Here is a 13,370-nt window from a genome sequence, read left to right as displayed (position 1 = left end):
AAAGGGCCACGTCAAATAAAATTATACTTCTTTTCGTCGAGCCATACCCTGAGCGATGATACTAGCGGCAATCAATTGCAAGGCATGATAAAGCATGAGCGGCAGCAATACGATGCCGGTGATGGTACTGTGCTGAAAAAGTACTTTTGACATAACGGTGCCGTGAACCAATGACTTTTTAGACCCGCAGAATAAGACAGTAATACGGTCTTCATCTGAAAAACCAAGCAGGCGGCTGAGTAGTCCGACACAAAAGAATACGGCAAAAAACAACGCCATCATCCCTGCAGCGAGTCCAGCAAGTTCAAGGGCGGTGAAGCCTTCAAAAAGATGTTCGGAAAATGACTTGCAAAATGACGTGTAAATAATCGTTAAAATAACTGCCTGATCGAAATATTTGAGCTGTTTCTTGTATTTTTCGGCAATGGCGCCGAAACGGGAATTGAGGCTTATGCCAATGATGACAGGCAGCAAGACTTGAAGAATCAACTTTATGACGATATGAGTAACATCAAAATCACCTGTTGCAGAAGCTATAAATAGCCCAACCCAGAGCGGCGTAACCACTACTCCGATCAAACTGGAAATGCTTGCATTGAAAATGGCTGCGGGAATGTTTCCCTTGGCGATAGAAACCATGACCACCGAAGAGGAAACTGTGGACGGTAATGCTGCCAGAAAAAATACACCCAGCCAAAACAGCTCGAAGCCGTTATTGATAAACAACGGGCGAAATGCCAAAACTATGAGCGGAAAAAATAAAAAGGTTGTCAACTGGACGACAATGTGCATTTTCCAGTTGGAAAGTCCGGCTTTTAGTTTCTCAACACTCAGTCGCATACCATAAAACAAGAAAATCAAGGAAACACCAGCATTGGCAATCTCCTCCAGCGAAACAGGTTCTTTGACCATGCCCGGCTTTGGCAAAAAATAAGCCATCAGAATCATGGTGGCTATCATTAACAGGAAACCGTCGAAACCTGCTTTTTTTAATACTTCTAATAATTTTTTCAATGTGTTTTAAATATTATTCCTCCGTAGAGTCAAGATTACGAAAATATCTTACGCAGATAAACGCAGATTCTCTAGATACATTAGTCTGTCCGCAGAGTCGCTCTGTTAAATTCTACGGACAGCAGGCTTCAAACAAGGAAACCATATCCAAATTAATACATTGAGAACTAAATCCCAAGTTCTTTACGTATAATTTCTGCTCCTGCACTCAAAGCACTTAACTTACCTCTAGCTACGTTTCGAGATAGCGGGGCCATACCGCAGTTTGTAGAAGGATAAAGATTTTCGGCATCTACAAACTCAAGAGCTTTACGCAGGGTATCAGCTACTTCTTCTGGTGTTTCGATAGTGTTGGTTGCCACATCAATGGCACCTACCATTACTTTTTTACCGCGAACAAGTTCCATTAAATTTAAAGGCACATTGGAGTTGTGACATTCTAAAGACACCACATCAATTTTAGATTTTTGAATTTTAGGAAAAATTTCTTCGTATTGTCGCCACTCTGAGCCTAATGTCTTTTTCCAATCAGTATTTGCCTGTATTCCATAACCGTAGCAAATATGAACGGCAGTTTGACAATGTAAACCTTCAATGGCTCTTTCTAATGCTGCCATTCCCCAATCGTTTACTTCATCAAAGAACACATTAAAGGCAGGTTCATCAAACTGGATAATATCTACCCCTGCGTCTTGAAGTTCTCTTGCTTCTTCATTGAGTGCTTTCGCAAATTCCCACGCCAATTTTTCACGGCTTTTATAATGGTCGTCGTACAAGGTATCTACCATTGTCAGCGGGCCTGGCAAAGCCCATTTTATAGGCTTATTAGTCTGTTTACGTAAAAATTTAGCATCTTCAACAAAAACTGCTTTTTGACGTGCAACCTCACCTACAACCACTGGAACACTCGCGTCATAACGGTTACGGATTTTTACTGTTTTACGATTTTCAAAATCTACACCGCTTAAATGTTCGATAAAAGTCGTTACAAAATGCTGGCGTGTCTGCTCACCGTCACAAATGATATCTAGATCTGCCAATTGTTGTTCCTGCAGAGAAATGCGTAAAGCATCTTGTTTCCCTTCAAGTAGCTGATCGCCATCTAATTTCCATGGTGACCAAAGTTTTTCGGGTGGTGCAAGCCAGGCAGGTTTGGGTAAACTTCCAACAATAGAGGTCGGTAATAATAATTTCTTCATAATAGTATAATTTTAATGCGTTGTAATCAATTAAAGGGTAAAATTAGCAGACCATTGTTCCATGAGACTTTTATAAGGTTTAATGAAATGCTCTTCTGCATATTTACCCTGTTCAACAGCCAGTCGGCTGCGCTCTTCGCGATCATAAACCACTCGAGTCAGTGAATAATCTTCGTGTTTAAGAGTAGGTTGATAGATTTTCCCAGCCACAGAATTTGCATTATAAATTTCAGGGCGATAAATCTTCTGGAAAGTCTCCATCGTGCTGATTGAGCTGATTAGTCCAAGATCCGTATAATCAGTAAGTAGATCTCCAGAATGATAAAAAGCCATCGGTGCCACACTATTCGGAGGCATGAAAAAACGAACTTTTAAACCCATCTTAGAGAAATATTCATCAGTAATAGAATAGTGATCCTGCAGATACTCAAAACCCAGAACCGGATGCTGATACTCAGTGCGAGTATAAGTTTTGTTGCTCGATACACTTAGACAAATGATCGGTGACATCTTAAAATGCTCTTTATAAGTGGCTGAACTCACAAAGCACTTATAAAGTTTGCCGTGCAAATCACCAAAATTCTCAGGAATACAAAAATTAGATTTATTTTTATTGTGCTCGATCAATAAAATACTGAAATCATAATCACGAACATAAGAAGAAAAATTATTTCCGGCAATACCTTCGATACGTTGGTTAGTCTTGTGGTCAAAAATATTCGTTTTTAAAACTTCAATCAACGGCAGATTGTTACTACCATTCTTATCATCAATACTCATCGTTACTGTGATGATTTCAAGTTCTACAAGGTAACGATCTGCTTTTGGGTTATCCAAATGAGCCAATGCATTGAATCGATTATTAATCATATATAAGGCATTACGTAAGTTTTGTCGGCGATTAGCTCCTCTAGCCAAGTTTGCAAAATTGGTTGTCACACGCGTTTCACTTGAGGGGTGATAGTTTTCATCTAAACAAGTGCTCTTTAGTGTAAATACAAAATCATTCTGGATTGTATTCTCGGTGTTTTCAATATCCTGCTTTTCGTTTATTCCCCTATCTTCTTGTATGTTCGCTTTCATCTGATGACAATATTTAGTTTTTTTACCCTGCAAATTTGAAAATAAAAGATTAAATATTTTTATTTATACTTAAAATCAGATAATTATTCTTTATAAATATGTTTTTAAAGATTATTAATCCTTAAACAAATATAATAATGAAGAAAAACAGATAAATATTCTTTAGTGAACTAAGATGATTGCTTTGGAGTTTCCTAGTGCGCTTCAAAAACTCCAAAAAGAGAACAATATAATTTATCTTTGCTAAAATTTAAGATAGACATAGTAATGAATTTGATAGAAATTTTAAAATGGCGCTACGCCACAAAAGCTTACAATAACATTAAAGTAACAGAAGAGAAGGTCGATCAGATCTTAGAGGCTATAAATCTTTCAGCATCTTCCTGTGGTCTGCAATCTTACCGTATTTTTGTTGTGAGCAACCCAGAAATCCAAAAAAAATTAAGTGCCGATTCGTATAATGGACAGATTAGCTCTTGCTCTCATTTATTGGTTTTTGCTGCTTTCACTGACATATCTTCGACTTACATTGACGATTACATGGCAATGACAGAAAAGCAAAGAGGTCTTGATGCTGGTGCCTTATCAGGATTTAGAAATGGACTGTATTCCTATTTCAGCGCTATTAACGCAGAGCAAAAAGCACTTTGGGCGGCAAAACAGGCTTATATTGCACTAGGAACAGCACTTATTGCTGCGGCAGAATTGAAAGTGGATGCCACTCCTATTGAAGGATTTAATGCTTCTATTATCGATGAGGTTTTGGGTTTGAAAGAGAAAGGACTGCATTCCGCAGTTATCCTTGCTTTGGGATATCGTGATTTGGAAAAAGACTACATGGCAACTATGAAAAAAGTTCGTTTGCCTATCGATGAAATGATCACGAAAGTTTATTAATGCTATTAGATATGTCAATTATTATGGGAAAAGTATACGTTCAACCTTGTGGACTTGATATCTTCTCTGCTATAAAGGACTAAGGCAAATAATACAGTTTTTATCCTGCATAAGTTTTGTGACAGAATCATGGCACATTGCATTTTGGAGTTCATACTTAAAAGGGCACAAAGAAATGTAAAGAGTTTCTCTTTGAGAAAGTCATGTTTGGTTACAATAAAGAGAGATTTGGCTTCATTTAATATAAGTATGTTGCGGACTTTTGCATTGCAATTTTGCAAAATCTTATAATACAAAGAATGAAAATATTAGTAACAGGAGCAACAGGACATCTGGGAAGCACTGTAATTGAAACTCTATTAAAAAAAATATCATCAAATCAAATTTATATTCTAACTCGAAAAGAAGAAAAAAGAAAAGAATTTCAATCCAGAGGATTTAATGCTTTTTTGGGTAGTTATGATGATATAATTGCACTAGAAAATGCGATGGAAGGAGTAGATACCGTTTTACTCATTTCATCAGGCGACGAAGGCGACAGAATGCAAGAACATAAAAATGTAATAGACACTGCTAGGAAAAAAGGTGTAGAACACATTGCATATACAAGTAGATGTTTGAATGACCGAAATACTTTGGCTAACAAGTTAATGGTTGAACATTTTGACACAGAAGATTATATTTTTGAAAGTGGTTTGCAATACACTATTTTTAGGAACATTTTGTATATGGACGCAATTCCGCAATTTATTGGAGGCAAGATATCCTTAGAAAAAGGAATATTTCTACCAGCAGGAGACGGTAAAGTATCCTTTGCATTACGAAGTGAAATGGGAGAAGGAATGGCAAACGTACTTTTAAAAGAAAAAAATGACAATAAAATTTACAATTTTACAGGCGATAAAACATATTCTTTTTACGATATTGCAACTGCACTTTCACAGATATCGGGGAAGGATGTAAAATATACAAATATAGAAACGGCTATGTTTGAAACCATGATGAAACAAAGAAATTTACCAGAGTCAGTAATTCAAAAAATCGTAGATTTCGTTACAGACATTAAACATAACCAGGAAGCAAATATTTTTGACGAACTTGAAATTCAGTTAGGCAGAAAACCAACAGGTTTAAAAGACGGGTTGAAAATATTATTTGGATTTTAAAAGCTAACTTCAAATGGCATTACCACATCAAATAAAAAGTATCGGAGAATATCATAGCTTCATGGATCTGCCCCAACCGAAGCATCCTTTAGTAAGTGTCGTGAAATTCGAAGATATCAAACCAAAAAGAAGCGTCGAACGGCCTAAAAGTATTTTGAATGGTTTTTACTCTATTGCAGTAAAAAAAACTTTCAATGCAAAAATGAAATACGGACAGCAGTCCTATGATTTTACCGAAGGAATTCTTGCTTTCATTGCACCAAATCAAATCATTAGCATTGTAATAGATGAAAGTCAAAGCATAGAACATTCGGGCTGGCTGCTCATCTTTCACCCCGATTTTTTATGGAATACCCCTTTGGCAAAAAAAATAAAGCAATATGATTTTTTCGGCTATGACTTAAACGAAGCCTTACATCTTTCTGAAAAAGAAGAAGCAATTCTTACAGCTATTATCCAAAACATCAATCAAGAATATAATTCAGCCATTGACAAATTCAGCCAAGATGTGATTATAGCTCAATTGGAATTATTGCTTACCTACTCGGAACGTTTTTATCAAAGGCAATTTATTACACGAAAAATAACAAATCACACAATACTTGACAAACTAGAAAATTTGCTCACCGTTTATTTCAACCAAAATAATTTACCTGAGAAAGGTTTGCCTACAGTTCAGTATATTTCTGCAGAGTTAAACATATCACCTAATTATTTAAGCAGACTACTAAAAACATTGACAGGCAGAAGTACCCAACAATTCATACAAGACAAGTTGATTGATTTGGCAAAAGAAAAACTATCGACGACAGACTTATCAGTCAATGAAATTGCCTATGAAATGGGTTTTGAACATCCACAATCTTTTAGTAAAATGTTTAAGACAAAAACAAATTTAACACCAATACAATTTAGAAACTCATTCAACTGACAACAAAGGACTCATTAATACGTTTTTTGCAAAAGCGATGCATTTATGCTTGCATTTTTCCGCCTTCTACAAGCTCTAAAACTGTAACCATGATTTTATAAAGACATCTTTTAGATTAGTCCTGCTCTATAATCGTTGTTTCACTGTCACGACAATATATTTTAAGTTATTTGCTTAATTTTAGTTCTTATGGAAATGAATTCTTTTTATTAAGCGAACTAAGATAAAAATCTTTGCGGTCTTTACGGTTAATTTTATGTATAACTGAACCCTGTTTTTTGATAGTCTGTCCTCCCGAGGAACGAGGGATTCCCGTTAGTAATTCGACAATCAAAAAAAATACTTTATGTTAGGTTCTTGCGAAGATCACTCGTTCCTCAGGAAAACAAAACTATTTGATTTGCGAAATCTTGGTGCTATCATAAGCATCCAAAAACCTGAAACCTGAAACAAAAAAAACTATTCAACCAGACTCTTAACAACTCCAGAATTCATATCAACGCTGAAATGATCTGCTGGAACTTCTTTCATAAACTTATTAAAAATGAGCAGAAAAAGACGCATTTGGTTTTGCAGAGGTTTCTCTTTCGAAAGATTTTTTTCTTTATAATTTTCGAAAAATACTTGCGATAACAGCTTGTATTGTTTTGCTCTTTTTTCTCCAACATCTGCCAAAGCCAGTTCATCTGCACTTCTAAAACGGTAGAAATCAACTAAAAAATCGTAACCTGTCCAATTTAGGTCTTCTTTCTTCAGATTATTTTCGGTTAAAGTTTTTTCTACTTCAAGTTGGGATTCCGTCCATTCATTTTTGTAAAAAGCTTTATTCTTTAGCAATTCATCATAATCTTTCTCCGATTTGATATTGGCCAAAAGCAACAAATCTTCGCCTGAAGTATTTAGAATAAAATCTTTAAAACCATTTGGCCAGTCATCTTTCAGGAAACGCAAACGAACCAATTCTTTTAGATGAAAATCGGTAAAATCATGATAGTTTTTGGTTTTCAGAATATCGATGTTCCAAATATCTTGGGTGTTCAGACTTTCTAAAAAATGATGTTCAGTTTGGTATAAATCAAAAAGTTCGTCATATTTCGGCACATCATCAATAGTTATGGTTTGTATATCGACCAAATTCTCTTTTTTAATAGTCAATAATTTATAAGCCGGAATGTAAGCCGCCAACGACGGCGTTTGGATATTGACCAATGTATTGCCTTTTGCGGTAGTGCGAACTCCCGTATCATTGATGTGCATGTGACCTCCAAAATGAATTTTAAGACCTGCATCAGCAAAAACCTGCGCTACTTCTTCGGTAGGAACACGATTGAGCTGCCATTTATTGGGACCTAATAATTCTTTTATTGCCGCAGAAGCGTCATCATTAAAATCAATCATCGGAAAATGACTAAAAGCGATAAGTATTTTGCCCTGTTGTTTGGCTTGCGCCGAAATGTCTTCGACCCATTTTATAAGATGTTTTTTATTGGATAAAACATTATTATAGCCCGTACTTGCCTCCGAATAATTTTGAGAGTCTTTAGTATCGGCGGTCGCATTTTTCTTCGGAATATAAACATTGCCATCAATCGCCATTAGCCAAATTCCCTCTATCGGCTCTACCACATAACTTACATCAGGAACTTCAAAACCTGCCGCAACATGGTACACTCGATTCTGTAGCAATGCGGCTTGAGAAGCTTTTTCAAAACTATAATTTTGAGAAGTGTACGTAGAAAAAGGCGTTGCCCAAAATTTATATTTTTTGTTTGGATGAAATCCGAAGTTTTTTAAGCCTTCCGTAATTCCTAAATAACCCATTTTAGCAATATCTGCGGTAACGACAACAGGCTGTTCGATCTTCAAATTTGACGTATACATGCCTTCTTTGCTGTAAATCGGCTGATTTTTACCTTCTTCCCCTAAGAAATCTTCCTTTCCTGATTCTTGAGCAAAAGGCCCAACAGGATCGTGATTGCCTGTAGTGATAAAAAATTCGATGTTGTATTTTTTTCGATATTGATTTAAAATTTCAGCTAAGCCACGCACGTGAATCGGTTGTCCATCATCTGTGTAATCACCAGGAAGTGCTACATATTTGATCTTTCGCTTAGCGATATCTTCCAAAGCCGCAATAAAAGCAAAATAATTTTCATTAAAAATTCGTGTCGAATGCAATTGAGACGCCATTGATCTTAACAAAGTGTATTTGCCTGTTTTTGGATTTAAAATTCCACGGTAATTGTTATCTGAAAATTTTCCGTATAAATCCTGTAAATGCACATCTGATAAAAAAGCAATTTGAGTGCCTTCAAGCCTTTTTTGTTGCTGCGCAGTCGCTTTACAATTCAAAAAAATAAAAAAAACAATCGATAAGTGCAAAAAATATATTTTGTGTTGAGAAATAGTTCTAAAAATCATAGGTTATGCTGTTTTCAAATGGAGAAATCATGAAATGTCTTTTATACTATTGATAAAAAACAATCTGCAATTTTATGGATAAAAGCCTAAAACTCGTTTATGCCAATGTTACTTAATGATAATTTTTATGCTTGAATTTGTAAAATAATCGGTTTCTTCTGCTCGATTATTCTTTTTACAAATAACTGTGCTTATCTTTATCATTATTTTTTATCTATTTGAAACATAATTCCGAAAGCTATGAATACTCAAAATACCGTTAGAAAAGTTGCCATTGTTGGCTATAACAGAATTCCTTTTGCAAGAGCAAATTCAGCGTATGCCGAAGTAAGCAACCAGCAAATGATGACTGCAGCACTTGACGGACTGATTAAAAAATACAATTTGGAAGGAAAATTATTGGGTGAGGTTGTTGGTGGTGCCGTAATCAAACATACCGCAGACAGTAATCTAATGAGGGAATGTGTGATGCAAACGGCTCTTGATCCCGCAACTCCTGCCTGCGATTTGCAACAGGCTTGCGATACGGGTATAGAAAGTGCTATTTATATTGCCAATAAAATTGCTCTCGGACAGATTGATTGCGGTATTGCCGGCGGCGTTGATTCTATTAGTGATATGCCGATTTCGGTAAGCGAAAATTTAAGAAAAACATTGTTGAATGCCCGAAAAGCAAAATCATTAGGAGAAAAAATTAAATGTTTTTTAAAGCTCCGTTTGAAAGATTTAACACCATTAGTTCCGCGGAATGAAGAATCGCAAACCGGACTTTCGATGGGCGGCCATACCGAAATTACGGCAAAACATTATAAAATATCCCGAGAAGACCAGGATAATCTGGCACTAAAAAGTCATTTGAATATGGCAAAGGCATACGATGAAGGTTTTTTTGATGATATGATTACGCCATTTCAAGGCTTGGATAAAGACAATAACCTGAGAAAAGACAGCAGTATTGAAAAATTGGCCAAATTAAATCCTGCCTTCGATAAAAAAAACGGAACATTAACCGCAGGAAATTCTACACCACTTACAGATGGTGCTTCATGCGTACTTTTGGCAAGCGAAGAATGGGCAAAAACACATGACCTACCTATCTTGGCATATATAACTTTTGCCGAAGTTGCAGCAATTGAATATGTAAAAAATCAGCAAAATCTTTTATTGGCGCCTCTATTTGCCGCCAGCAGAATGCTTGAAAAAGCAGGACTCAACTTGCAGGATTTTGATTATTATGAAATTCATGAAGATTTTGCAGCGCAGGTTTTGGCTACCTTAAAAATATGGGAAAGTCCGGAACTTAGCGCACAAATAGGCCTGCCGAAACCTCTGGGCGCCATTAACAGAAACAAATTGAATGTAAAAGGAAGCAGTCTCGCAGCAGCGCATCCCTTTGCGGCAACTGGCGGAAGAATTATTGGTGTAATGGCTAAATTATTAAACCAAAAAGGTTCAGGAAGAGGATTTATTTCTATTTGTGCCGCGGGAGGTCAGGGAATCACTATGATCGTGGAGAAATAGCTGTAAACAACTCTTAAACAAATATTTAAATTAGGAAGAAAACCATACAAATTAGTTTTTTTATTATAACAATTAGGAAGAAAAAGATTAGATTTGATTTCCCAAATTTTAATTTTCTAAATAATTATGAAAAAAAATCTACTTCCAAAAACCGACATAAGGAAGCTGTTTAGCTTTGTTATGTTTGCTTATTTTTTAATGATATCCGGGCAGGTCAATTGCCAATATATCACAGAGAATCTGGCTCCTACAGCTGTTATTAGAGAAGGTCTGTCACTAGAACAATCCTCAGACGGTCGAATTTTTATAGCAGAAAGAGCCGGTATCGTAAAAGTTTTTCAAAACAGTGCCGTTTCGACCGTTTTTACAGTCACAACCGTTACAGATGACGAGCAAGGTTTACTCGGACTTACATTGCACCCAAATTTTGCAACAAACGGTTTTATATATGTATTTTATGCCATCAATGACGGAGCCGTAATCCGACATCGGATAGAAAGAGTACAAATTGACAATGCCAATCAGGTTGTCAGCAGGCAGGAAATTTTATTATTAGAACCCATAGGTGGAGGTTTTCACAATGGTGGCGATTTAAAATTCTTTAATGGTTTGCTGTATGTGACCGTTGGCGATAGCCAGCAAAATACCAATTCTCAGGATCTGGATACTTATAAAGGAAAAATACTCCGAATTACAGAAGACGGTCTGCCAGCTCCCGGAAATCCATTCTACGGAAGTGGTTCTATACAAAGACAAAGCATCTGGGTGTATGGTTTTAGAAATCCTTGGAGACTGGTTCCTAATATAACGGCAAATAAATTATTTGTTTTGGATGTTGGAACTTCATGGGAAGAAATAAACGAAATCAGTAATCCGACCATTCGCAATTATGGCTGGGGACATCCACAAGGAGGAGATGGAAATCAAACCGAAACTAATTTGTTTACCAACCCCATCTTCACTTATGCTACGGGAAGTATCGGAAATGCTCTGACCAATGGATTACTGTATAATCCGACCACACCCCGATACCCTAATCTGCAGGGAAAATTTATTATCAAAGATTTCGTTCGTAATGCTATTAGATCTTTTGATCCGACAATTACTGATCCGGTTTCAACCGAATTTTACACCGCACCACATCAACAAGCACTTGGAATGATGTTAGGAAATGATGGTTATATCTATTATTGTGCTTACGGAAACAATGGAGCACTTATCAAACTCGATTATATTGAAACTGCAGCTCCTACAATTGTAAATCACCCTCTGTCACAAAGTATAATGGAAACCTATCCGGTTACTTTTAATGTAACAGCTAGTGGTGTCGGACAAACGTATCAATGGCAATTTAATAATGTAAATATAAACGGAGCAACAGACGCAAGTTACACTATTCAGAATGTGACCACAGCAGACGCGGGAACTTATCGTGTTGTCGTTACTAACACAGCAGGGGCTGTAACAAGTAATCCGGCGACACTTACAATAACTCCTTTTAGCAATGACCCAACTGTAAATTTAGTTTCTCCTTTATCAACCTTAAAATGGAATGCAGACGATATTATTCATTTTGAAGCTACGGGGACCGATACTGAAGACGGGACATTGCCTGCAAGTGCTTTTTCATGGAGTATGGATCTTTTTCACGAAGATGTTCCCGGAGCTGGACATTCGCATCCAGGTGCAAGTCCGCAAGGTGTAAAATCAGGAAATTTTATCGCTTCTAATCAAGGTGAAAAAACACCTAACGTTTGGTATCGATTTACGATAAAAGTAACAGACAGTAACGGATTAACGGCTACAAAATTTGTAGATATCAGACCAAATCTGGTTGATGTTACCACTACAAGTTCACCCGCTTTACTCAATTTAGAATTCAACCAAAAACCTGTCGTGGCGCCTGCAACAAAACAAGTCGTAGCCAATGCAACGCTGCAAACACTTAATGCACCTACGCCGCAATATGTAAGCAATATCAGATATGATTTTGACCATTGGAGTCAGGGTGGTGCTGTCAATCAAACGTTTCAAGCACCAGTTACGGGTACAATAACCTATACTGCATTCTATACAGCCACTACACTTCAATCTGCGCCTTATCAGGGAACAATTGCCCAAATTCCGGGCATCATCGAAGCAGAGAATTATGATATAGGTCCGGCTGCTTATTTTGATAGTAATGGCGGAGGCGATACTGCTTACAGAGCTGTTGATGGCGTTGGAACAGAAGCTTGTAATGAAGGTGGTTTTAATATCTCTTATGTTGCCAGAAATGAATGGCTTAAATACACTGCAAAAGTTAATACAACAGGAAATTATACTATAAATTTAAGAATTTCTACTCCTTATAATACCCGAAAAGTACATCTTGAAGTAGATGGCATCGATGTAACCGGAACTGTAAACGTTCAAAATACCGGAGGTTTTCAAGCATGGCAAAATACAGAGATTACAAATATTGCTTTGACTGAAGGTGTTCATGTTATCACTTTATTTTTTGATGAAGCAGATATTAACGTCAATAAAATGGAATTTACACTTTCAGGAAGTAATACGGCTCCAATTGCTGATTTTGAAGTAAATACACAGATGGGATGCATCAATACACCGGTTACTTTTACATCCGTTTCATTAGGAACCGTAGATACTTATTTGTGGAACTTTGGTGATGGCGCGCAACCTGCTACAGCAACTGGAGTTGGACCACACTCTATTTTATATGGTATCGAAGGAGACAAGGAAGTTTCGCTAACCGTTACCAATGCAAACGGTAGCAGTACAAAAGACATTTCTTATATGGTACATAATTGCACTCTTGGTGTTGAAATTCCATCTGAAGCATCAAACGCGGTGAAAGTGTTTCCAAATCCTTCAAGAGGAACGTTCTATCTTTCAAAAGAACTTGAATGGACGGTTTATTCTCCTTTGGGAATTAAAATAAAGCAAGGTTCCGGAAATATAATTAATATTGCCGATCAGGCTTCCGGAATCTATTTCGTAAAAACGAAGGAAAGTAATAAAGCCCTGCCAATTATAAAACAATAACTTTCAATTTTTATAAAAGCAAAACCTCTAAAGTTTCAGTATTTTAGAGGTTTTTTTAAATTTAGATACCAAAGTTAACTATCTGATAAC

General features: G+C 36.6%; 9 protein-coding genes. 5 read left to right on the top strand and 4 right to left on the bottom strand.

Features of this window, described 5'->3' with window-relative positions:
• Nucleotides 1–21: 21 nt before the first annotated feature.
• The 3 genes from LNP22_RS12985 to LNP22_RS12975 all read right to left on the bottom strand — a co-directional run bounded on the left by LNP22_RS12985 (nucleotide 22) and on the right by LNP22_RS12975 (nucleotide 3,296).
• Entirely contained in the window at nucleotides 22–1,014 is a 993-nt protein-coding gene (locus LNP22_RS12985) for a bile acid:sodium symporter family protein (protein ID WP_229973829.1), read from the bottom strand.
• Between the two features lie 167 nt (nucleotides 1,015–1,181).
• Nucleotides 1,182–2,213, bottom strand: coding sequence for a methionine synthase (locus LNP22_RS12980; protein WP_229973828.1), 1,032 nt, complete (start codon nucleotides 2,211–2,213; stop codon nucleotides 1,182–1,184).
• Between the two features lie 30 nt (nucleotides 2,214–2,243).
• Nucleotides 2,244–3,296: a DUF1852 domain-containing protein gene (locus LNP22_RS12975; protein WP_229973827.1), complete on the bottom strand. Its 1,053-nt coding sequence runs from the start codon at nucleotides 3,294–3,296 to the stop codon at nucleotides 2,244–2,246.
• 267 nt (nucleotides 3,297–3,563) lie between these two features.
• On the opposite strand from LNP22_RS12975, the gene LNP22_RS12970 reads away from it, so the two are divergent.
• The 3 genes from LNP22_RS12970 (at nucleotide 3,564) to LNP22_RS12960 (ending at nucleotide 6,290) form a co-directional block, all read left to right on the top strand.
• Entirely contained in the window at nucleotides 3,564–4,193 is a 630-nt protein-coding gene (locus tag LNP22_RS12970; protein WP_229973826.1) for a nitroreductase family protein, read from the top strand.
• A gap of 299 nt (nucleotides 4,194–4,492) precedes the next feature.
• A complete protein-coding gene (locus LNP22_RS12965) occupies nucleotides 4,493–5,359 on the top strand; it encodes an SDR family oxidoreductase (RefSeq protein ID WP_229973825.1) in 867 nt (288 codons plus the stop codon).
• A 13-nt stretch (nucleotides 5,360–5,372) separates the two neighbouring features.
• Nucleotides 5,373–6,290 (top strand): helix-turn-helix domain-containing protein, encoded by a 918-nt coding sequence (locus LNP22_RS12960; protein ID WP_229973824.1) that lies wholly within the window; start codon nucleotides 5,373–5,375, stop codon nucleotides 6,288–6,290.
• Between the two features lie 459 nt (nucleotides 6,291–6,749).
• On the opposite strand, the gene LNP22_RS12955 is transcribed toward LNP22_RS12960, so the two are convergent.
• A complete protein-coding gene (locus LNP22_RS12955; protein WP_229973823.1) occupies nucleotides 6,750–8,711 on the bottom strand; it encodes a metallophosphoesterase family protein in 1,962 nt (653 codons plus the stop codon).
• A gap of 240 nt (nucleotides 8,712–8,951) precedes the next feature.
• Here LNP22_RS12955 and LNP22_RS12950 point away from each other — a divergent pair, with 240 nt between their 5' ends.
• Together LNP22_RS12950 and LNP22_RS12945 are read left to right on the top strand one after the other, a co-directional pair.
• Nucleotides 8,952–10,232, top strand: a complete 1,281-nt coding sequence (locus LNP22_RS12950; RefSeq protein ID WP_229973822.1) for an acetyl-CoA C-acetyltransferase — start codon at nucleotides 8,952–8,954, stop codon at nucleotides 10,230–10,232.
• A gap of 126 nt (nucleotides 10,233–10,358) precedes the next feature.
• The gene (locus tag LNP22_RS12945) at nucleotides 10,359–13,280 is read left to right on the top strand and encodes a PQQ-dependent sugar dehydrogenase (protein ID WP_229973821.1); all 2,922 of its coding nucleotides are present in this window, start codon (nucleotides 10,359–10,361) and stop codon (nucleotides 13,278–13,280) included.
• Nucleotides 13,281–13,370 lie beyond the last annotated feature (90 nt).

It is taken from the genome of Flavobacterium flavipigmentatum (genome assembly GCF_020911905.1).
GTDB classification, from domain to species: Bacteria; Bacteroidota; Bacteroidia; order Flavobacteriales; family Flavobacteriaceae; genus Flavobacterium; species Flavobacterium flavipigmentatum.
Note: the sequence above shows the minus strand (reverse complement) of the source record. Positions and strands in the feature narration are given on the sequence as shown.